General features: G+C 39.3%; 21 protein-coding genes. 6 read left to right on the top strand and 15 right to left on the bottom strand.

What is annotated here, in order from left to right; genetic code table 11:
• The 7 genes from B9T24_RS04530 to ispH all read right to left on the bottom strand — a co-directional run bounded on the left by B9T24_RS04530 (position 1) and on the right by ispH (position 8,765).
• A complete protein-coding gene (locus tag B9T24_RS04530; RefSeq protein WP_086164698.1) occupies positions 1-585 on the bottom strand; it encodes a type IV pilin protein in 585 nt (194 codons plus the stop codon).
• Positions 573-4,769 carry a PilC/PilY family type IV pilus protein gene (locus tag B9T24_RS04535; protein ID WP_086164699.1) on the bottom strand — a complete coding sequence of 1,399 codons (4,197 nt, stop codon included), beginning with the start codon at positions 4,767-4,769 and terminating at the stop codon, positions 573-575. Before B9T24_RS04535 ends, B9T24_RS04530 begins: the two co-directional genes overlap by 13 nt.
• A gap of 17 nt (positions 4,770-4,786) precedes the next feature.
• Positions 4,787-5,614 (bottom strand): pilus assembly PilX family protein, encoded by an 828-nt coding sequence (locus B9T24_RS04540; protein WP_086164700.1) that lies wholly within the window; start codon positions 5,612-5,614, stop codon positions 4,787-4,789.
• Entirely contained in the window at positions 5,611-6,603 is a 993-nt protein-coding gene (locus B9T24_RS04545; protein ID WP_086164701.1) for a PilW family protein, read from the bottom strand. Before B9T24_RS04545 ends, B9T24_RS04540 begins: the two co-directional genes overlap by 4 nt.
• Before the next feature lie 2 nt (positions 6,604-6,605).
• Positions 6,606-7,148, bottom strand: a complete 543-nt coding sequence (gene pilV / locus B9T24_RS04550) for a type IV pilus modification protein PilV (protein WP_086164920.1) — start codon at positions 7,146-7,148, stop codon at positions 6,606-6,608.
• Positions 7,148-7,654, bottom strand: coding sequence for a GspH/FimT family pseudopilin (locus tag B9T24_RS04555; RefSeq protein WP_086164702.1), 507 nt, complete (start codon positions 7,652-7,654; stop codon positions 7,148-7,150). Before B9T24_RS04555 ends, pilV begins: the two co-directional genes overlap by 1 nt.
• A gap of 160 nt (positions 7,655-7,814) precedes the next feature.
• Positions 7,815-8,765 (bottom strand): 4-hydroxy-3-methylbut-2-enyl diphosphate reductase, encoded by a 951-nt coding sequence (gene ispH, locus B9T24_RS04560; RefSeq protein WP_086164703.1) that lies wholly within the window; start codon positions 8,763-8,765, stop codon positions 7,815-7,817.
• A gap of 134 nt (positions 8,766-8,899) precedes the next feature.
• Here ispH and gmk point away from each other — a divergent pair, with 134 nt between their 5' ends.
• The 6 genes from gmk to bfr all read left to right on the top strand — a co-directional run bounded on the left by gmk (position 8,900) and on the right by bfr (position 13,724).
• A complete protein-coding gene (gene gmk, locus B9T24_RS04565; protein ID WP_086164704.1) occupies positions 8,900-9,523 on the top strand; it encodes a guanylate kinase in 624 nt (207 codons plus the stop codon).
• A 76-nt stretch (positions 9,524-9,599) separates the two neighbouring features.
• The gene (gene rpoZ, locus B9T24_RS04570; RefSeq protein ID WP_004650579.1) at positions 9,600-9,881 is read left to right on the top strand and encodes a DNA-directed RNA polymerase subunit omega; all 282 of its coding nucleotides are present in this window, start codon (positions 9,600-9,602) and stop codon (positions 9,879-9,881) included.
• A 221-nt stretch (positions 9,882-10,102) separates the two neighbouring features.
• Positions 10,103-12,208: a RelA/SpoT family protein gene (locus B9T24_RS04575; RefSeq protein ID WP_086164705.1), complete on the top strand. Its 2,106-nt coding sequence runs from the start codon at positions 10,103-10,105 to the stop codon at positions 12,206-12,208.
• A gap of 67 nt (positions 12,209-12,275) precedes the next feature.
• Positions 12,276-12,659: a RidA family protein gene (locus B9T24_RS04580; RefSeq protein WP_004650581.1), complete on the top strand. Its 384-nt coding sequence runs from the start codon at positions 12,276-12,278 to the stop codon at positions 12,657-12,659.
• 165 nt (positions 12,660-12,824) lie between these two features.
• Positions 12,825-13,019 (top strand): bacterioferritin-associated ferredoxin, encoded by a 195-nt coding sequence (locus B9T24_RS04585; RefSeq protein ID WP_004650582.1) that lies wholly within the window; start codon positions 12,825-12,827, stop codon positions 13,017-13,019.
• A gap of 240 nt (positions 13,020-13,259) precedes the next feature.
• Positions 13,260-13,724: a heteropolymeric bacterioferritin subunit Bfr gene (bfr, locus tag B9T24_RS04590; RefSeq protein WP_086164706.1), complete on the top strand. Its 465-nt coding sequence runs from the start codon at positions 13,260-13,262 to the stop codon at positions 13,722-13,724.
• 48 nt (positions 13,725-13,772) lie between these two features.
• On the opposite strand, the gene B9T24_RS04595 is transcribed toward bfr, so the two are convergent.
• The 8 genes from B9T24_RS04595 to B9T24_RS04630 form a co-directional block, all read right to left on the bottom strand.
• Positions 13,773-15,410 (bottom strand): O-antigen ligase family protein, encoded by a 1,638-nt coding sequence (locus B9T24_RS04595; RefSeq protein WP_086164707.1) that lies wholly within the window; start codon positions 15,408-15,410, stop codon positions 13,773-13,775.
• 103 nt (positions 15,411-15,513) lie between these two features.
• Positions 15,514-16,248 carry a TfpX/TfpZ family type IV pilin accessory protein gene (tfpZ, locus tag B9T24_RS04600; RefSeq protein WP_171264848.1) on the bottom strand — a complete coding sequence of 245 codons (735 nt, stop codon included), beginning with the start codon at positions 16,246-16,248 and terminating at the stop codon, positions 15,514-15,516.
• 43 nt (positions 16,249-16,291) lie between these two features.
• On the bottom strand, positions 16,292-16,816 hold the full coding sequence (locus B9T24_RS04605) for a pilin (RefSeq protein WP_086164709.1): 525 nt from the start codon (positions 16,814-16,816) through the stop codon (positions 16,292-16,294).
• 200 nt (positions 16,817-17,016) lie between these two features.
• Positions 17,017-17,541 carry a pilin gene (locus B9T24_RS04610; RefSeq protein ID WP_086164710.1) on the bottom strand — a complete coding sequence of 175 codons (525 nt, stop codon included), beginning with the start codon at positions 17,539-17,541 and terminating at the stop codon, positions 17,017-17,019.
• 206 nt (positions 17,542-17,747) lie between these two features.
• Positions 17,748-18,308: a TPM domain-containing protein gene (locus tag B9T24_RS04615; RefSeq protein WP_086164711.1), complete on the bottom strand. Its 561-nt coding sequence runs from the start codon at positions 18,306-18,308 to the stop codon at positions 17,748-17,750.
• Positions 18,302-19,375 (bottom strand): TPM domain-containing protein, encoded by a 1,074-nt coding sequence (locus tag B9T24_RS04620; RefSeq protein ID WP_416224347.1) that lies wholly within the window; start codon positions 19,373-19,375, stop codon positions 18,302-18,304. The genes B9T24_RS04615 and B9T24_RS04620 overlap by 7 nt, the downstream gene beginning before the upstream one ends.
• Positions 19,376-19,403: 28 nt before the next feature.
• On the bottom strand, positions 19,404-19,994 hold the full coding sequence (locus B9T24_RS04625; RefSeq protein ID WP_074944999.1) for a LemA family protein: 591 nt from the start codon (positions 19,992-19,994) through the stop codon (positions 19,404-19,406).
• Positions 19,995-20,138: 144 nt separating this feature from the next.
• Positions 20,139-21,023 carry a metal-dependent hydrolase gene (locus B9T24_RS04630; RefSeq protein WP_086164712.1) on the bottom strand — a complete coding sequence of 295 codons (885 nt, stop codon included), beginning with the start codon at positions 21,021-21,023 and terminating at the stop codon, positions 20,139-20,141.
• Between the last annotated feature and the right edge of the window lie 120 nt (positions 21,024-21,143).

Below are 21,143 nucleotides of genomic sequence, written 5' to 3' on the forward strand. Positions count from 1 at the left end.
TTACCAACTTTCACTCCCTGTCGCAGATGAACCGCAACTAGCATCTTTTTTTGTATTGTTTTGATATTCGAGGTTTGCTTTCGTTTTATTCTTACAATTCACTCCTGTACTACTAAGCAAATAGCTATAATTTTTAATATCTGTTGATTCTGCCATAATCACCCAACGACGTGCTCTAATTGTTGGAGAAGCTGTCGTATCCGTTAATAACTTAGTCGGATCATCACCATCTCGAATAGTGATCGTATATTTGATGCCAGAACCCGTTGCACCTCGTGGTAATGTCACAGAATTCATCGCACCTGTAACCCCATAAATAAAATTGGGATCAAATCCTCTATACGAAAAGTTACGCGACTTATGACGCTCTAATTGATCTGCTATTTTTTGCATTTCCTGTTGTGCCAAAGCTGCATCTGCTCGACGTGTATAATTCAAATAACTCGGTATCGCAATCGTGGCAAAGATCGCCACGATCACAATAACAATCATCAACTCAATCAAGGTAAAACCTTGTTGCTCTACTCTTGATCTACTTTCAATGGATTGTAAACCAGAAAAATTATTTTGATTTATTGCGTCCATTTTTCATACCACCGTGTTGGATTGACAATTCGACGGCATTCCCATTTACCCACACTCCCCTGACTGGTACTAATGGTTGATTCACAATCTGATCCACCTGTGCCCGACCCTGTTGGTACTAAAGCGATACCACGAATACCTGAACCAATCGGATTATCATTACACTCAGCCACACCCGCCGGACAACCTGTCGTTTTTGTTACAAAGCCTGTGCGATCATCTTCTTTACTACGATCAACGGCCCCACTCCTAGTCAAACATGCACCAAATGGTAAACAGTATTTTTGACGATCAGTTTCACCTACCACACGCGGTAAACATGGGTTTTGTGGTGCAATGCCCGTACCTTGCGGGTCATATACTGGAACAAGTAAATTTCCTGTAATCGCCATTGGTTCTTCAAAGGCTTTCATCCCACCCAATACCCGGAAACTTCCACCTGCACGCTCTACCCCAGCACCATTACTTGAAAGTGAACGATACCAACCATCTTTACTTGCTGTTGTACCTATAAAGGTAGATGCAACAATACCCGATAATAACTGTGGATTTTTTTGCAAATTCGCGAGGGTCTTATTCTGCGATTCTAGGGTTGGAGAACCCGTAATTAAATTACGTTTAATAAAATCACGATCAATAATACCATACACATTATTTACTAAACGATCTGTTAATGCTGTGGTTGGCAACATACCATCACGCCCTATACTCGGGTATACATCAAGTGGTGTACTTCTGTTTCCTGAAGCTAATCCAAGTAAGATAAAAGTTGTTGAGCCTTGATCATGAATCGTAACTGTTGGTGCTTCATAAAAACGAGGATTTTTTCCTAATGTTAATGCCGTACCACTTGTATCTGTTGCCATATTTGCAAGACGTGCTACACGTATACCAAAAGCACTATAAGCAGACCCTGATTTTATTTGATTGTTATTCAGGTCGGCACGGAAAACTTGTCCACCCAAATCACCAAAATAAAGATGATCAATAAGACCATCGGCATCACGATCAAGTGCACTAATCCGACTCACAATGCTATGCTTCATATCTGTATTTGCTGTACCAACACCCGATACACTGCTACTTGCCCACCAAATACGTTCACCTGTAGTTGCATCAATTATATAAACTGCATTTCCTTGAGCCGCAGATTTACTATTACATGCTGTATCTGGATAGTCGGTCGTTGCAACTGTCGAGTTTAAACGGAAACTTGGGTTTTCATAGCATTGGTCATAACCACCACCAACAATCATTACGCGACGAATAGTGCCATTGTAACGAATATTAGCCAACACAGGTTTCGACCAAGACTGGCCCATACGACTATAATCAGATAAATCAGGTCCTACTCTAAATAATAATTTAGGACTTGTTGGCGTTAAAACATCCAAACCATAATAACTACTCCCCCCCATACGTAACCCACCATAGATATTCATCAGACGGGCTTTTACCATACTACTTTCTGAAGATGACGCTGCTTTTTGCGCTGTATATGCAGAGTCTGCAACCCATGCACCATCTACGCCATGTACAGGCGCATTATTATCATCTTGCCCTTTTACCAATGCTTTAGAAGATACAGTACCTCTTAATAATTCAGCAGGAACAAATACCATTTGCTCTACACCAGTGTCACCATCGACCAAATGCAAACCGCCATCCATTGTGCCATACAATACAGATTGGCTCCGAGTACTGGTTAATTCACCAGCACTATCTAGTGTCCCTGAATAAGTCAACTGAACTGGGAAGGAGTGAATACTGCCACCCATTGCTAAATACGGTGCATTTGGAGTAGTTAACGTGGTTGGTAAAGCTGTAGCCGTTTCATCTAAAGGAACACTATAGCCCAAGTAGTTCAATAGTTTTTGTTTAACTAATAGCGGGAATTCTTTTAGTGTAGTTTGAGTATTAAACTGAGATAAAATATACGTTGTAATATTGGAAGCTGGTAAAGCACCGCTCGGAATGCTCAACAAACTCGCACCATTGGCTGCATTCGTTAACGCAGCACCACCTGTTGCAGATACATCTGTAAATAAGCGACGTAATCTATTGGCATTTGCTGTATAGGCATACTGCTTAGGCTTTATTGTTAAATTTTCAGATTGACCTAAAATCGGCATTGGAACTTTAGAATAAGCCCCACCTAGAGTAATAATACCACCATCATCATAACTTTGGTTCTGATAAATACTTGCACTGTTCCACAAGTCTTTGGTATTTGTTTGGAAACCACCATCGTTATCATAAACCAAAGTTGTGCCATTGGCTGCAGCAAAAGCACCAGCATTCGTTCCTGAAAGTACAACTTGATATTTCTTTAAGTTCCCTGCCCAAATAATTTTACTACTTTGCGGGTTTGGTTCTAGGGCACGTAAATAACCATAAGGTTGCAAACCATTTGGATTCAAACTATCCACTGGCACTGAAATCGCACCAGTAGTTAATGGCTCTAATGGTGCGGCCCCCAAGTTATTAATAAAAGCGACTACACTATCAGTTACACCTGATGCACTTTGAGTAGGGAAGAATCCACCATTACCATAACCTGGCGCTGTAACCGCATAGCTTGGTTGGTTTGGTGAACACTTGTCATCACCTGATCGATCGGCTTGAGTACGAGAACTAATACGGCATGCATTACGTGCATCATCCGCACCAGAAGTTGCTGTCAAATTATTCATGACCGAACCAAAACCAACAAATGCCGTTTGAATTGGCACATTAGAAGGGTTAGTCATTTGACTACTTACAGATTGAATTTGTCCACCATTGTAGAGTTTTTTTGCAAATTCCCCCATACAGTCCCAAGCAGAATCATTACCTGTATTAGATAGCCCACCTGAACAGCTAAAACCCGTGCCATAGTCACCTAAAGCTTTGGACATAACTTGTGTCGCTTCAGCAGTACTTGAACTATTTGCTGCACCATCTGATAAGAAGTAAATCCCTTGGCCATCACATGAGACCCGATCTGATGATGCTGGCAAAGGTGACTTATATAGAGCATTGAGATCTGTAGCTGTTCTATCCATTACAATATCTGGATTTGATGACGTATCACGACTTTTTGACTTCGGTGTACCACTGTTTGCATCATAAGTTATTTGATAAAGTTGGGGTTCGGTACTTCTAAAAATAATTGTTTGATTTGTATCACGACTCGGATTTGATATAGAACTAGGATTAGTTGAGTCATAATTTGTACTCCATGGTTGGTTAACCCATTCAGGATTTGAACCACTAGTGGTACGAATCGTATTACTTGGATCTTGGTAGGATGTGTTACTAGCAGTACCCCAGTTAGCACAGCTTTGTACATTTGTATTTCCAAATGTAGTCGAGCTTAAGCTTTGACAGGTAAAAAATTGATACGTATAAGTATAACGATAGTATGATTTACCACTCACAGTTATCGATGTACGGCTATAACTTCTCACTAGTTTTTGTTGTTCAACAGCAATATCTCTATATACCTTGTTTTCAGAATAAGTGCTTGTTCCCATTAAATAAGCTGCGGCTTCAGCATATGCATGTGCAGAAGGTGTTCCGTTACTTGCAACCAAACCTGCAACAGCAGTTTTTAAAGCTAAACGTTGTGCAGAACCAACTGCTCCCAGCTCTTTTGTAGCAACTAATATTTCACCAGTTGATCCATCCCCTGTCGTAGTCCCACTGTTGTATCCAGAAAAATGCCCCAATCCGACACGAACAACATTCAGTGTTACGTTATTACTATCCAAAAAGGCAAACATACCATCTTTAAGACGGCTTAAGCGATCATAACAACGGTAACTACCATTAGTTTGTACTTCACATCCAGTTGAAGAATCCTTCACTTTAGTATTTGAAGTACTCGCTGAAATGCTACAATAGGAACGAGTATAACTAGGTGTAGTCGAAGTTGTTGTAGAAGTTACACTACAGGTACTACTTGTTAAACCATAATCATCATACAAACTATAACCAGAACTTAATGTTGGACCCATCGAACCAGAAGTATCCAACATCATCACAATGGTTTTTTTACCCGCACTTGGCTTTGCATAAATTTGCAAATCAGTCGCTTGTACAACAGATGATGTAATGAGTAGCGTACCAATAAAAAATACAGAAAATACAGCACCAGTATGAATTTGGGTGCGACTTCTTCGCTCAAACTTATTTAATTTCATTATCGTTCTCCCATTAATCATGGTGCTGTGACTTGAATATCACGTTTACGTAAATCGATTTCCTGTACTTGTGTATTCACAGGTATACCGTAACTTCTTAAACAGTCTGCAACTGTTCTCTTTCCTGCAACAGCATCATCAATATTATCATTGATATAACCCACCGCACTTGCTGAGCCAATACAGTCATTCTGTACCGTGGTTAAACTTTCTGTTGAATATGCAGGCATAATTGCAGTTGAGGTAATACGAACACGAGCTTCTACTTTCCCTTTTGACGTATTTGACTGCAAACTCACATCTGTATCCCGAGCAAGTGTTGAACCTGGATCTGCATCAGAGATTTCATTAGTAGGAATACGAACTGCAACTTGAGTCACGACAGCTTGTCGCGCACTTCCAAAATCACTTTCTAAGTTACAAAAACCACTACGATTTGACTGAGTAGAATCAATAGTTGCTTTAGTATCAGCATCAGCCCCCTTAATTGGTGCAACCAAGACCGTCGTATCAAATGCAACACCCATTTTCTGACTTGCTGTCGGTTTATAACAGAAAATAACTTCTTTTCCTGGAGCTACTTTATGCTCTTCAATCGCTTTCCCTATCGCTCCACTTAAAACAATGAGGTCATTATAGTTCGATACATTCAAAAACTGATTGGTTGGGGTATCGCCTGTCTGTAATAACAACTGCCCTACCTGACTATTGGTTGCAATATTCAAAGATGTCATCGCAACACGAATTCCAACAATACCCATAATTGTGATGAGTAAAAGCATAAACAATACAACGATTAAAGTTGCACCACGCTGTGATTGATAACTTAAATTACTGTTTCTCATAATGCTTCCCCTAAACCATTACGCAGGGTGATATTTGTTGTGTATACACGACGAGCAAACTTTGTTGTTGTATTATTTAAAGTAACATTCTGATTTAAAATTGGAATTTGCTTAGTTAAATCAATTGCAGCATTGTTTGTATTATCCATAGACCGCACTAATACTCCTAATTTCACTGCAATAATACGTGGTGGGGTTGTAGATGCTGCACGAGCCGTTGCGGCAATGGCTCGATATTGATTAATCGTATAATACGCCAAACTACCCGCATCATTTCTTACACTCAATTGCACAATAAAATGATCTACACGTGGAATAATAATCTCCCCAGCATCTCCAAATCCATTAATTGCTGTTGGTGGAAGAACTGGTGTTGTACCCGATGCCGTAGGTCGATTAGCATCGCAAGCTAAACCAAAGTCTGTTCCTGAAGTCGCATTTGCGGGATCACGTCGTACGAAATAGCGTTGAATGACATAATCTCCTGCTTGAACATTGGCACCTTCACAATTTATCATTGTATTTGGCGCAATGAACTGAATGGTTAACTGATCACTGGTTTCATTCACATTTGAAAGTCCACGCCATTCATTTGTCACAGTACTTAACGCGTCTCCCGTACCCTGACTATGACTTAACAATCCATTTGAAATAAAAGGAGCTGAAGCTGGGATTGGAATATTTGCTGTTGTAATTGATGCTGTTTTTGCGGTTAAAACGATACCACCCCATGATGTTTGTTCATTCAGTACAGGATTCGTAGTATTAGCATAATTGGCTAATCGAACATCTTTAGTAATATAGTCCAAACCAAAAATACCACTATTCTGTAGTTCCGCACTTGCTTCCTGCATACGAGAAGAAAGTAATCCTCCCGTAAATAACTGAATCGCGGCTGCACTGACCAACAAACCCAAAACTAAAGCGACCATCAATTCAATCAACGTGAAACCTTGTTGAGTTGTGATAGAAACATTATTCTGATTCATTTTTAATATGCCTCCATCATTAAACAACGTGCGGTATTCACATAGATTCCTGTAGAAGACATACACTGACTAACATTCGCAGTTGTTGCGGTTGCACTTAGAGTTGTATTATTCCATGCTGCATATAAGCATTGTCTTCTCACTGGAGCACTCGATACACCTGGGCATTCCGCCATCGTAATTCGCATCCCAATTTCAAAAGCAGACTTTGCAGCACTATATGCATCGTAATTAGCCATTTGTGCAGCAGTACAAAGTGTGGATGGGTTATAACAAGATGGTGTTGGTGCAGTTGGGGTGGCGGCAATTGATGTGTATCCACGGACTGCCGCTGCATAATTGGCTTGTCCTACACCATTAGCCCGCATATTTTCAGATAAGCCTCTTAAAATTAAAATACCTTGTGATCTAGTCAAAGCCTCTGCTGAGGCATCCATTGCTCGTAACTGCAAAGCAGCATAACCCAACACACCTATTGCTAAGAGTAGCAAGGCAACGAGAACTTCCATGAGTCCTACTCCAGCTTGGTAATTATTCTTATTCATTAACATGTTCCCGAACTTTGACTAATACTTCCCAATCTCAGCACACTGATAGTACGTAAATTCCCTGAAGCACAAATATTAAATGTTGCCTGTGTAATTACACTTCCAGTCGCATTAAAAAGTGCTCCCGTAGTACTCGAAGATTGCACAATCACTTTAGGATCAACTTCGACCAAATAAACTCGGTCAATTTGTACATTTTGCTTTTGTGCCGTCGTCATAGATGAATAATTCGGAATCACAGCTGTTGCACACTCATCTTTTGTAAAATCATCGTCTGAATTGATTTTATTAGGACAAACAGCAACTGTTGTACGCAATAGCGCTGCTTGTGATTTAGCTTGGTTTAATGCCGTTATAAAACCACGCGCATTACTATTTAATTTTTGTCTTGTTACCATATCCCCAAAAGAAGGTGCAGCCATCATTGCAATAATCGCCATTATTGCAACGGTCACCATCAACTCAATTAAGGTGAACCCTTGATTTTTTTTTGTTTGCTGCATACCCCCCCCAGATAACAAAATTTTACCCTATTAAAAATAATACCTAACTTAATTACAAACTAAACACATAAAGGATGAAAGGCATAAAAAAACAGATAATTGCCAAAATACAATTATCTGTCAAATTAAGAATTTAAAGAGAATGTTACCTCTTTAACAGTTATGCCTGAATTACAGAGATACGCAACTCTTTTGGCAAACTAAAGGTAATATTTTCTTCACGCCCTGCAAGTTCTGCTGGTGCTTGAGCACCCCAATCCTGCAGTCGCTGTATGACTTGTTTGATTAAAATTTCTGGGGCAGATGCGCCAGCAGTGACCCCAATTTTAGTCTTTTCATTAAACCATGATTGATCCAGTTGGTCTGCATTATCGACCAAATAAGCCTGCTTGCCCATACGTTCAGCCAATTCACGTAAGCGATTTGAATTTGATGAGTTTGGCGAACCGACCACTAAAACCACATCACATTGATTGGCTAAATCACGCACAGCATCTTGGCGGTTTTGCGTGGCATAGCAAATATCATCTTTACGTGGCCCTTGAATATGTGGAAATTTAGTCCGTAAAGCATCAATCACTTTGGCAGTGTCATCAATGGACAAGGTGGTTTGGGTGACAAAAGCCACTTTCTCTGGATCTTTAACGGTTAATGCAGCGACATCCGCTTCATCTTCAACCAAATAAATTTCCCCACCATTTTTTTTATCATATTGCCCCATGGTGCCTTCAACTTCTGGGTGACCTTCATGACCAATTAAAATTGCTTCCGTACCTTCACGGGCATATTTAGTCACTTCAATATGTACTTTGGTCACCAATGGACAAGTTGCATCAAACACCTTTAAACCGCGACACTCAGCCTCAATTTGCACGGCTTTAGATACGCCATGTGCGCTAAAAATCACAATATTGTCATCTGGAACTTCATCCAGCTCATCAACAAAAATCGCCCCACGCTGACGTAAATCATCTACGACAAATTTATTGTGTACCACTTCATGGCGCACATAAATAGGCGGATTAAAACACTCAAGTGCACGATTAACGATCGCAATTGCACGGTCGACACCTGCACAAAAACCACGTGGATTGGCCAATACAATTTCCATAAGACCCTCAATGCTCACTCGAATTTAAACTGAATAATTTGAAATAAATGCAAACAAACTACGATCAGCTCTTTAGTTTGACGATAGTCTGCTCTAAAATAGAGAAGATATTTTATCATATCAGGAAAAATATCATGTCGGGTCTCTTGTTTGTCGTTTCTGCTGCATCTGGAACAGGCAAAACATCTCTGGTTAAAGCCCTACTTGAGCGTGTGAACAATTTACACGTTTCTGTCTCACACACAACTCGCGGTCAACGCCCGGGTGAACTCGACGGTGTGCATTATCATTTTTCTCAAAAAGAAGATTTTCTTGCTTTAGTTCAGCAAGGTGGTTTTATTGAATATGCTGAAGTATTTGGTAACTATTACGGCACAGCTCAAGCCACGGTAAAACAACAACTGGCTAAAGGTCATGATGTATTACTTGAAATTGATTGGCAAGGTGCAGAACAAGTTCGTAAACTTTTCCCTGAATCTCAACAAATTTTCATTTTACCGCCAAGCCAATTCGATTTGCGTCAACGCTTGTCCAATCGGGGCACCGACTCTGTCGAAGTGATTGAACACCGCTTAAGCTGCGCGGTTGAAGATATGCAACAATATCTCAACTTTGACTATCTGATTATTAATGATGACTTTAATAAAGCATTACATGACTTAGAATCGGTGATTATTGCCAATCGTTTGCGTTTGTCACAACAAGCCAATCGTCATCAAGAATTGATTCAAAAATTAATAACGCCGATTGAATCGTGATTAAAACTTGAGTCTACAGTCAAAGCCTTTTATACTGCTCAGTCTGTTCAAATTTAATATTCAAACGAGAATTCTTATGGCACGCGTAACCGTTGAAGATTGTTTAGACCATGTAGACAACCGCTTTGAGCTTGTACTAGTGGCAAGCAAGCGCGCGCGTCAATTGGCACGTCAAGGTATCGAACCAACTGTAGAGTGGGATAACGACAAACCGACTGTAGTTGCTTTACGTGAAATTGCTGCTGGTCATGTGTCGAAAGATATTTTGAAACAACGTGATCAAGACTATCAAACTTCGAGTCTTGACCTTGCACTTTCTGCAAACAATCTGAATTTAGATGGCTTTTCTTTCCAATAAGAAAAAAAATCTTGAAAAAGCCTAGTTTTTAACTAGGCTTTTTTTATTGGATAACTTTTATATTTACTCAATAACCGTTATAACATAAGTATAAAGGTACGTTATTTCAGAGGTATCTTTTTGCTTTTTTTTGAATGAAAAATTTGACAAGTCATGCAATATGTTTTTCATTAAAGGTCTAGCGATTTAAATTGTAGAAACTTAAGTAGTAAAGGTGTTATATGCCAGGCCCACAGGTCAGCCAAGCCAGACAACAGCTCAAAATCATTATCGACGCTTACCTAGATGCAAGCGATGTCGAGCGCGTGCTTGCGGCCTGCGATTATGCAGATCTTGCACATGATGGCGTGACGCGTAAGAGTGGTGAGCCTTATATTTTACACCCGATTGCGGTCAGTAGTATTCTCTCGCATATGCGCTTAGATGCCGAAACCCTCATGGCGGCACTGTTACATGATGTGATCGAAGATACTGAATTCAACAAAGATGATATTGCTGAAAAATTTGGTCGTACCGTGGCCGAATTGGTCGATGGTGTCACTAAACTCAGCCATTCCAGCGATAAAGAATACAATAAGGCAGCCTCGTTCCGTAAAATCCTGCAAGCAACGCTACAAGACCCTCGTGTCATTATTATTAAGCTTGCAGACCGTTATCACAACATGACCACTTTGGGCTCATTACGTCCAGATAAACGCATGCGTATCGCACAAGAAACCTCTGATATTTTTGTTCCGATGGCACGTATCGTCGGCATGAATGAAATGGCGGATAACTTAGAACATCTGTGCTATCAAAATCTTGATTTAGATATGTTCAATAATGTGCAAGAAGCACTATTACAAACCAAACCTAAACGCTGTGAATATCAAAGTCTTTGGGAAAAAAATCTAACGGAATTGCTGCAACAACATCAAATCTCTGGTCGTATTAAAAAGAAAAATAACAATATTGAATTACTGCGTCACTTTGTTAAAAATGATATTGATCTACAAGAACTTACCCATAGTCATGCGTTTGAAATCATTTTACAGAGCATTGCTGACTGTGACCGTTTAGCAGAAATTTTGCGTGAAAATTTCCAAATCTTACATTATGAAGATCATATTCGTCGCCCACTTCCTGGTGGCAATCAATCGTTACTGATGCGTTTAAAAGGTGAAAAAACCACTTTATCACTGACCATTCAAACTGAACTGATGCGTAAAGCAGCCCGTTTCGGTGTGATTTTAGGCGAAAATGCACCTCAAGCGTGTCGTTCAGCCATTCAAGCCTCGATGCAAAACCTCAATGTCCTGATTGATGGCGCTTGCGCAAAAACCACCTTTAGTGATCTTTTAGATTATTTACATCAAGAAAAAATTTGGGTCTATACCCCACACGGTCATTTACACGAACTTCCACAAGGTGCAACAGTCGTTGATTTTGCTTATTCAGCCAGTCTATTTTTAGGCAACCATGCTGTGGGCGCAAAAATAAATGGCGAAATCAAGCCACTTTCCACCCCCTTGGTTAGCGGACAAGTAATTGAAATTATTACTGATGTTTTGGCAACACCCAATCCAGATTGGCTCAGCTTTATTAACACTCAAAAAGCACGGCGTGCAATTCAAAATATTTTGCGTGATCAAGATATTGAAGAGCAGCAATTGGTTGGTCAACAGGCATTAAACCGTGCGCTAAAACTCTTTAATCGCTCAATCACAGATTTAACTGATGCTGACTGGTTAGATATTCTGCAATGGCGGCATATTGAATCTCAAGAACAACTATTTGAACAAATTGCCGTGGGTGACTTACTGCCTCAATTGGTTGCAAATCATCTCTTTGCACAAGGTCAAAATATCGACTCTCAAGCGTCCACTCGTCTAATTCAAGGCACGGAAGGCGTTGATGTCAAATATGCACATTGCTGCAATCCTGTACTCGGCGACCCGATTCAAGGGCATTTATCCCGTCGTGGCTTAATTGTACATCGCGCACGTTGTCATAATCTTTTGCACGAACAACATTTGCATCCAGAAAATATCATGCCTTTACATTGGACGTCCGATGATGCCAATGATATTAGTTTTACAGCTTACTTAAGTATTGATATGGTCATGAATGATGAACAAATCTCTGACCTGATCTATCAATGCCGTAAAGAAAAAACGGGGGTGGAAATGGTACACAGCCACGAAGACAAAACTTACGTCAACATTGTGGTACATAATCGTAAGCAAATTGCACAAATCATTCGTGATTTACGCATGCATTTTGGCTTTCCACGTATTACTCGCTTAGCCCAACCCATTAATATTTCAGAAGCATCAAAAGCAAGTTAATTCAATCATATCCCCCTAATTCATGGATATGCGCTATGATGTTTTCAGACAATATAAGGAAAAATCAATGTCCCGCCAAGTCATTCATACTGAAAATGCACCTGCAGCAATTGGTACTTATTCTCAAGCAATTTTAGTGGGAAATACGCTATACCTTTCAGGTCAAATTGGTTTAGACCCTTACAGTATGGAATTGGTTGAAGGAATTGAGGCACAAATTCGTCGCGTATTTGATAATTTAAAAGCAGTCTGTGAAGCAGCAGGTGGTTCGCTAGCAGATATCGCCAAACTCAACATTTTCATGACTGATCTTTCACACTTCCAGCTAGTGAATCAGATTATGGGTGAATATTTTGCACAGCCTTACCCTGCACGTGCAGCATTAGGCGTTGCAAGCTTACCCAAAGGTGCTTTAGTCGAAATGGATGGCATTGTCATTATTAACAATTAAAAATCATATAGTTAAATATTTTTATCAAACACCACCAATAAAGTGGTGTTTTTTTATTCAAAAATCCAATTAAAATGGATAACATTTCAAATGAAATACATTGACAAACGATAACAATTATCAATAATATTACTTATCCCATTTCACTCTTATGGCCAGTCTCAAATGTACGTTTGTTTATGTCGTGGTATTACCGATCAAGATATTAAAGATGCCGTCGCAAATGGTGCCGAAAGCTATCGTGAAATTCGTGATTTACTTGATCTAGGAACATGCTGTGGTCGCTGCGCACCAGAAGCTCGCGCAATCATTAGTGATGAACTCTCCGATCTGGCTGCCCGCCTGTCTTATGCGGCTTAAATCTCTATTCTTATAATTATACTGTTTTGATGATCGAAAGATCACTCCTCCCCCGCTTATGACTCTAAGCGGGTTTTTTCTCATCAAAACTCAAGCATCAATTGCTCTTGATTGCGATTTTCATTTGCCGTTCTATAAATTACTCGCCATTATTTCTGTTCTTGTTTAAAATAATTGCAATAATAATTTTTGATTGCCTGACAAATGGTTAAGGCAGAAATTGTTGATGGAGTATTTCCCATGAAAGGCAATCGCGATGTAATTAATCAGTTAAATCAGGTGCTGTTCCACCATTTAACTGCGATTAACCAATATTTTCTCCATTCACGTATGTTTAATGACTGGGGAATTGAACAACTGGGTTCTGCGGAATACAAAGAATCGATTCAGCAAATGAAACATGCGGATAAAATTATTGAACGTATTTTGTTTTTAGAAGGCTTACCGAATTTACAACATTTAGGTAAGTTGTATATTGGCCAACACACCATTGAAGTGCTCAATTGTGATGTACGCAAAGTCAAAGAAAATATTGAAACATTACAAAAATCCGTCAGCCTAGCGGAACAAGAACTTGATTATGTCACCCGTGACCTTGTACAAGAAATTTTAGAAAAAGAAGAAGCTTACTGGGACTGGACCACAACTCAACTCGATTTGGCGGAAAAAGTGGGTATCGAAAATTATATTCAAAGCCAAATTTAATCCAAAAAAATAGCCAGTCAATTGACTGGCTGTTTTTTATTTTCTGTTCTACTTTTTAGAAATGGGTTGTGCTAATGAAGCATAATCCAGATCCATTTTTCCTAATTTTTTAAGTAGCCAAAGCTGATGTTTTGCTTCTTTTTCATGACCATTAAAAGCCAGTGCTTTGGCATATTTAATCAAATCATATTTGGTCGGATAGTTTAAAACCATTTCCCGAATTTCGTTTAATTCCTGCTGATTAAGCTTTGTGTATGGACTCATACGAATCCATGCAATCCGTCGATCAAATTCTTCAAGCAAATAAATGGGTTTTTGATTGGTTATTTTTTCAGGTTTTTTTTCATAACGTATTGATTGATTCAGTTTTGCAGCAGCAACTGCATAATCTCGAATAATCAAGCCCAATAACAGCAGCGACACGACATAAAGCACACGCATATAATTGGGTGAAAGCGTAATGGTCTTGATATTGAATTGTTGTGATTGTACTAGCCCCAGAATAAAACCCACAGGAAGCAAGAAATAAGCATAATATTGCGGGAATTCGAGCATGGCATGAACCAGCACCGCCCCAATCATTAAAATACCAATCACTGACTCCACTGAATTAACATGCTTATTCAGCTGATAGCCCCAATAACCAAAGTAGGCCAAAAATGGAATGCCGATCAGTAAGCCATTCCACAACACAAAATCAAGAATGAAATTATGTGCGCTACGTATCCAAACGGGTCCCTGAAAATGATCACTCACCAAAGTATAAGCCACACTGGTTTGATTCCAACCATAGCCCCACCAAGGACGATCTAAAATGGCATGTAGCATTTGCTGCCAAATGGCTAATCGAGACATATCCCCTGTTGCACGCTCAGCAGCCGTTTTGGTTTGAGCAATAGCAACATCTGCGACCTGTCCAATCCATTGCGTAGCAATCGGTAATAGCGCAATTAAACCGATAAAGAGCGCAAGCCATGCAAGTGTGTAATACCATTTAAGTGTGATCAATCCCTTATATTGCTGATAAGCGCCGTAAATAAGAATACATAAGCACACGACCCAAGAAGTACGCGACTGACTCAGCACCACCGCAAAAATCAAAATAAAGGTACAAAGACTAAGAACCCACGTTTTTATTTTCTGTTTTTCATATAAATATACGCAACCAAGTAATGACATAATCAAAAATGTCGCCATATTATTCGGTTGAGCAAAGTTTGCGTAGGGGCGTACAGCATTCTGCATATTCACCATACCCGGAATATAGGCATCTAAAGTTAACCACTGACAAATGGCAATGATGCCCGTCAATGTTCCTGACAAAAGTAAAACCGTGCTAAAACCAATAAAAATCTTTTCTCTGTCAAGTTTGTTTTGGGTCAAGTTATATCCCAACACGCTGCACAGCCAAAACCCAATAACAAAGAGTGAACAGAGCAAAGCTTTGTCAAAGAAGAAGAGTTCACCACAGAAATATTGTAATAGAGGCACGCTAGCCAAAAACAATAAAGGCAGACTAATCACAGGGAGCTTAATCTTGTCTTTTAAATAAATGGCAGCAAGGGCAAACAAGGATAAAAAGGCAAACAATTCGCCTGTATAGGTCACCCACGGGCGGTAATGAATAGGCAAAAGCCAGCCGAGGGCAATGAAGACACTGGCTAAAAGCAATAACAAAAATTTCATGATTAGATCAGTGAAAATAGAATGGGCATATGATAATAAAAAAGCAGATTAAAAGATAATCTGCTTTTTTATTCGGGCTTAAATAGGTGCTTTTGTCATAAGCTTAATGCCATGGGCGTAAGTCTACAATTTTGACTACTTCACCTTTTTCTTTATTAACTAAAACTACCATATCAATAGCAACCGCTTTCATTGGAAGATAAGTATCAGCTAATGGATATTGTTGTAAAATAACACCCACTGCTTTCTGGTCATTATATTTATACAGTTCGTTCACATTAATTGCCTTATTTTGTATTTGTAATTTTTGATCCTTTAATGGCATATACAAATTTGGTCTCTGTGCTATATCTACCCCTGAAAAGATCGCTTCAAATGTCACCGTATTATTTTCTTCTATATCTTTAGGTGCTACTGCTGCAACCCATTGAGGATAAAACCAAGATGGATTCTGGTACACCTGTTTTGCTTTCGAAATATTACGGTTATCTATCTCATTCACTCTTACACTATCAAAACGGTCTGCATTAAATACAAGCCATACAGGACGCCCCTGCGAAATAGTCCATAATCCATAACCTAAAGCTAAAATTTGCAAAAGAGCAATAATTGTTAAATCAAAAAGTAACGTTTTTTTCCCTTGCTTATAAACGACTAAAGTTAATAATGGTCCCACAATGACATCTATCGCCAACATCATTAAAAAAATATGTGTAACGCCCGATGCTTTTGCTAAAGGTGCAGGATACCAAACTAAAAAAATAAGACCAATAACCAATAAGGCGATACTGATCGAAATCAGTCCATGAATCAAAAAAGCTTTAATACGAGCAGACATTTTAGAACAGTCTTCCATCACTATGATTTGTATACTTTATGCTTTAAAGTGAATAACGACAATTGGTAGGAATATACTTATACGCTGTAATTGATCGCACTCCACACCCCCATACTACAGGCTGCCCTGGAATAATAGCAGCGCTAGGTCGCGCAGCATTTGCAACTGTGCCAGAACCAGGTGTCAAAATAATATTTGAACCTAAAGCTGTATTAATCATTCCAGTATACTGGATTTCAATTTGACCCTCATCCATAACAGGAATCGCTAAATTCGAAATTCCAGCAATACTAATGCTACTTACGTTTTCAGTTGGGGTAAATTGGAAAGAGTACGACCCAGCAACATTCAACCCCGTACCACTGTAGGACGTAATACTTCCGCTAATCATGTACCCTAATGTTTCAACTACCGCTATTTTTGCTTCACTTGAAAGTATTAACCCCTCTGATACTTTAGTTCGTATGGTATAACTCTGATAAGCAGGAATTGCGATTGCTGCTAAAATTCCAATAATTGCGACCACTAGCATTAACTCAATGAGAGTAAAACCTTTTATCTCTCTCATGATCCGATCTCCCTAAAATCCTATAATTATTTTTATTATTACAATTTTAATGCCAATCATATTTTTTAATATTTAACAATAACTTAAAAATAAGTACCAAATCATTTATAACATTTTTTGTCAGATTCTCCTTATTTAGTTACGATTCTTACATTTATAAAAAAACCACCTAATATAAGGTGGTTTTTTTAATTACTAAATTAGAAACGACAATTTGCTGGTACATATTTAAATGATGCATCAGTACCAATTGAACAACCCCAAACCACTGGCGCTGCTTGATCAAGTGCTGCTGCTGGCAAACCAGTTGTATCACTTACAGCACCACTTCCTGGTGTTAAAAGAATTGGAGTTACTAATGCTGTTGCTAATTGACCAGCATAAGTAATCGTAACAACACCGTCACCAACAGCTGGGGCTTCGACGTCAGCAATTCCAGCAATTTCAATTGAAGCTACATTTTGACCCGCAGTATATTCATAACCATAAGAACCAGCAGCAGAAGGACCTGTACCAGCATACGCAGCTACAGCACCAGAATTACGCGTTGCAAAAGTTTCTGCTACTGCAGTTTTTGCTGCTGATGCTAAAGTTAAACCTTCAGTGACTTTAGAACGAATGGTGTAACTTTGATAAGCTGGAATCGCAATTGCAGCCAAAATACCGATAATCGCAACAACGATCATTAATTCAATAAGAGTAAAACCCTTTTGTATAGATTTCATAACATTCTCCACAAATGTTTATTGTTTATTTATAAGCTTTATAAACTTATTTAGCTTATTTTATGTATAGCACTAAATATGCCAAGAGTGATTATAATAAAATTAACAGAAAAAACAGCACTTTAAAAAAATAAAATTGTTACAGTGTGGATTTAATGTTTTTTTAAGTAAAAAAATGACATTTTTTGTCACTTAAACACCGTTTTCTAGCCCAATATAATGGGTTCGTTACTCAATTCATTCTGCTGATCGGCTATGGCATGTGCATAAAACTCAATTAATACCTCTCCAATACTTTCCACACCCTTTATAACGGCTGCTTTATAGTGCTGTGCTGCCAGTTGTTGAATTATATTTTGACAAATTTGATCCCAAACCACTTGTTCAGTCGCTTTTTGAATGCCACGGTCAATCACAATTTCAACCTTTTGCTCACATAAGTTTAGATAGAGCAGTACACCACTATTCAACTCGGTATCCCAAACACCCAGTTCAGCAAAAAGTTGTCTTGCACGCATATGCACAGTTTGCTGATACGCTTGATTTGATGGAATACAACCCTCTATCACCACCTGAATTTCTCCAACATGACCCTGCTCCGCATGTTGTACGACTTGAGCAATTTCATATTGATCTTGTTTGGAAAAATAGCGCTTGGTTGCTGGCATAAAAAAGAAATGCTTGAGCCAACGCTTAAAGCTTGGCTGAGCGATGTCTTCAATTTTAGGCTGTGTGACAATTTCTGTCGTATCTATTGTTGTTACCATGAGCCTGATGCTCCTCCCCCGCCAAAACCACCGCCACCACCACTATATCCGCCACCACCAAAACCACCACCGCCTCTGCCACCCCGTCCACCACCAGAGGAAGCTAGAAACAGCTGAAAAATGGTTTGTGCTAAAGCCGTAATCAGTAAAAAGAAAATCCCGCCACCAATCAACAAACTGGTCACTAAGCCTGCACCATTCACCAAGCCTGCAACTGTACCTGCAACCGCAGCAGTTGAAGCACTTAAGCGCTTACCCACAACGAAAGAACCAATAATCCCCGCAATGAGGATAAATAATGCCGTACTTAGTGTTTTCTGTTTGGCTTGTTGCTCGTGTAAAGCTTGTGCTTGACGTTCTTTTAATTCCTTTGCGGCTTGCGCTGCCACTTCAGGATCCAGATTTAAAATACGTTCAATTTCTGCTAAACCAGCATTAATTCCTTGCGCATATTGGGCTTGTTTAAAATAAGGCGTGATTTGATTACGAATAATACGACTGGCCACAATATCGGGTAACACCCCTTCCAAACCATAACCTGTCAAGATTTGAATTCGGCGATCATTTACCGCAATGGCCATGAGCAAACCATTGTCTTGTTTGGCTGAACCCAATTGCCATTTTTCTGCAATGCGCATGGCAAAATCAAAAATATCTTCTTGCCCTGTCGTAGGAACAATCACCACGCCGATTTGCGCTTTGCCTTGTTGATGTAATTTGAGAATCCGCTGAGTTAAGGCTTGTTTTTCAGGGGTAGAAAGTAAATTTGCCTGATCAACCACGGGCTCATTTAAAGTGGGTAATCCACGAATAGATTCACCCTCTGCCAGATCATTGGCAATTTTCGGTTGTTGCGATGTTATTTCAGTATTTTTTTGAATTGATGTTTGATTCTGCGCTGTCTGTTGATCTTTGACAATTTTACCCAGCACTACCGCTTCAGCACTCTCATCCATAGCTGTAGTGGCTTCACTCCACGTAACTGAACACATCAGTATGCTGCAACACAATAACAAAGCTTGCAGTATGCTTATGGGTGAAATGTGTTGTTGATCAAAATCAGACATCGGCATTCCTTATTCAATCATGTATGACTTAATCGAAGGATACTTTCGGTGCATTTTGTGCACTTTGATCCGCACTAAAATTCGGTTTAGTCTCCATACCAATCACTTTGGCCGTCATCACTTGCGGGAACTGACGCGAATAGGAATTAAAATCCTGAACAGCAGTAATATAACGATTACGTGCCACGGCAATACGATTTTCAGTACCTTCTAATTGAACTTGTAAATCACGGAATTGTTCATTGGCTTTTAAGTCTGGATAGTTTTCAGATACTGCAATTAAACGTGATAGTGCACTGGTCATCTGTGCCTGTGCTTGTTGATATTTTTCAAATAAAGCGGGATCTTCTAAAACTTCTTTATCCACTTTTAAGCCTGCAACATTGGCACGTGCTTGCGTTACTTCTGTTAATACTTGCTCTTCATGTTTAGCATAGCCTTTAACGACATTAACCAAATTAGGAACTAAATCGGCACGACGTTGATATTGGTTTTGTACTTCAGACCACGATGCAGTCACGGCTTCGTCTTTCACCTGTAAGGTATTATAGCCACAACCCGATAATGTTAAGGTACTGACCAGTGCGATAGCGACTAAACTTTTTTTCATGGGATTCATTAACTTATATCCTCTATATTTCTTTGTATTTGTTTGGATATTTTTATTGTAAACACATTTAGGCAGAGTTCTGTTTAATTTCAGTATTCCACATGATCAATAAAAAAAGCGAATATCATGATTCGCCTCTGCTTCTTTTAGTCATTAATTCAGCAAAATTGGCTTTAATTCATGTTGAAAACTTTCCACTTGATAATCTTCTGCTAAACGCTGTTTCCAGTCGCGAATCAGGTTTGTATAGTCAATTTCTGAAGGATGAAAATCACGTTTAAAATAAGCTAAATATTCTGGAGTAAGTTGCAGAAACATTTTTCCCAGCAAGTACAATCCAAAAATATTTCCGCCCACTTTCGGCAAACTTTTTTTCTTATCTTGCAGAAATAACCGTGTGGCAGAATAGAGCGTCAAGCTAGCAAAGCCTGTGGTTACACTACGCATAATCATACGCCGGATTTTATCATCACCGTATACTGCTTGGTAAACATCAAAAGCCACCGCCCGATGTTCAATTTCTTCAATGGCATGCCAAACCCAAAGTTTTGCAGCATCCTCATCTAAGGTCGCCAAAACCTCTGGATGTCGCAGGATATAACCGCCTAGTAATGCCGTAAAATGCTCAAAAGCACAGGTAATCGCGAGTTGAATTTTAGGATGTAAATTTTTAACATAGTCATCTTTACGCGCAAGCCATGCCTGAAAACGATCTAAATTATAATCCTCACTGCGCCAAGCCGCATTGAATTCAGCATGCGCTTTGGAGTGCATGGCTTCTTGCCCAATAAATGCTGCGATTTGCGCTTGTAGGTTTTCATCTTGCACTTTGTCCCGTACATTTCTTACGCTATGCACAAAGAATTGTTCCCCGATCGGAAAAGTCGAAGAAAGTGCCGTAAGTAAATGTGACATGACAGGAGAATTGGCAAAATAATGCCGACGAATGGCCTGAGGGTTGAATTGTAAACGTCGCACTGTAATGCCAATGGCTTTGGGACGATTTTGATATGATTTTTCTGCCGCCACGTTGCTCATATAGAGTAATCCAGTCAAAATATACAATGGATTTTAGTATGCGAAGTAAATCACAGCTGTTATATGGCAAAAGCGCTTGTTCAATTAGCCAAAAGAGACAACATGATCAGCGGTTTTTGT

Source organism: Acinetobacter sp. ANC 4654, assembly GCF_002135425.1.
Lineage (GTDB): Bacteria > Pseudomonadota > Gammaproteobacteria > Pseudomonadales > Moraxellaceae > Acinetobacter > Acinetobacter kyonggiensis.

Coding starts and splice junctions, on each gene's coding strand:
- B9T24_RS04530 (WP_086164698.1), bottom strand. CDS start 585: ATGGACGCAATAAATCAAAATAATTTTTCTGGTTTACAATCCATTGAA.
- B9T24_RS04535 (WP_086164699.1), bottom strand. CDS start 4,769: ATGAAATTAAATAAGTTTGAGCGAAGAAGTCGCACCCAAATTCATACT.
- B9T24_RS04540 (WP_086164700.1), bottom strand. CDS start 5,614: ATGAGAAACAGTAATTTAAGTTATCAATCACAGCGTGGTGCAACTTTA.
- B9T24_RS04545 (WP_086164701.1), bottom strand. CDS start 6,603: ATGAATCAGAATAATGTTTCTATCACAACTCAACAAGGTTTCACGTTG.
- pilV (WP_086164920.1), bottom strand. CDS start 7,148: ATGAATAAGAATAATTACCAAGCTGGAGTAGGACTCATGGAAGTTCTC.
- B9T24_RS04555 (WP_086164702.1), bottom strand. CDS start 7,654: ATGCAGCAAACAAAAAAAAATCAAGGGTTCACCTTAATTGAGTTGATG.
- ispH (WP_086164703.1), bottom strand. CDS start 8,765: ATGGAAATTGTATTGGCCAATCCACGTGGTTTTTGTGCAGGTGTCGAC.
- gmk (WP_086164704.1), top strand. CDS start 8,900: ATGTCGGGTCTCTTGTTTGTCGTTTCTGCTGCATCTGGAACAGGCAAA.
- rpoZ (WP_004650579.1), top strand. CDS start 9,600: ATGGCACGCGTAACCGTTGAAGATTGTTTAGACCATGTAGACAACCGC.
- B9T24_RS04575 (WP_086164705.1), top strand. CDS start 10,103: ATGCCAGGCCCACAGGTCAGCCAAGCCAGACAACAGCTCAAAATCATT.
- B9T24_RS04580 (WP_004650581.1), top strand. CDS start 12,276: ATGTCCCGCCAAGTCATTCATACTGAAAATGCACCTGCAGCAATTGGT.
- B9T24_RS04585 (WP_004650582.1), top strand. CDS start 12,825: ATGTACGTTTGTTTATGTCGTGGTATTACCGATCAAGATATTAAAGAT.
- bfr (WP_086164706.1), top strand. CDS start 13,260: ATGAAAGGCAATCGCGATGTAATTAATCAGTTAAATCAGGTGCTGTTC.
- B9T24_RS04595 (WP_086164707.1), bottom strand. CDS start 15,410: ATGAAATTTTTGTTATTGCTTTTAGCCAGTGTCTTCATTGCCCTCGGC.
- tfpZ (WP_171264848.1), bottom strand. CDS start 16,248: ATGTCTGCTCGTATTAAAGCTTTTTTGATTCATGGACTGATTTCGATC.
- B9T24_RS04605 (WP_086164709.1), bottom strand. CDS start 16,816: ATGAGAGAGATAAAAGGTTTTACTCTCATTGAGTTAATGCTAGTGGTC.
- B9T24_RS04610 (WP_086164710.1), bottom strand. CDS start 17,541: ATGAAATCTATACAAAAGGGTTTTACTCTTATTGAATTAATGATCGTT.
- B9T24_RS04615 (WP_086164711.1), bottom strand. CDS start 18,308: ATGGTAACAACAATAGATACGACAGAAATTGTCACACAGCCTAAAATT.
- B9T24_RS04620 (WP_416224347.1), bottom strand. CDS start 19,375: ATGTCTGATTTTGATCAACAACACATTTCACCCATAAGCATACTGCAA.
- B9T24_RS04625 (WP_074944999.1), bottom strand. CDS start 19,994: ATGAATCCCATGAAAAAAAGTTTAGTCGCTATCGCACTGGTCAGTACC.
- B9T24_RS04630 (WP_086164712.1), bottom strand. CDS start 21,023: ATGAGCAACGTGGCGGCAGAAAAATCATATCAAAATCGTCCCAAAGCC.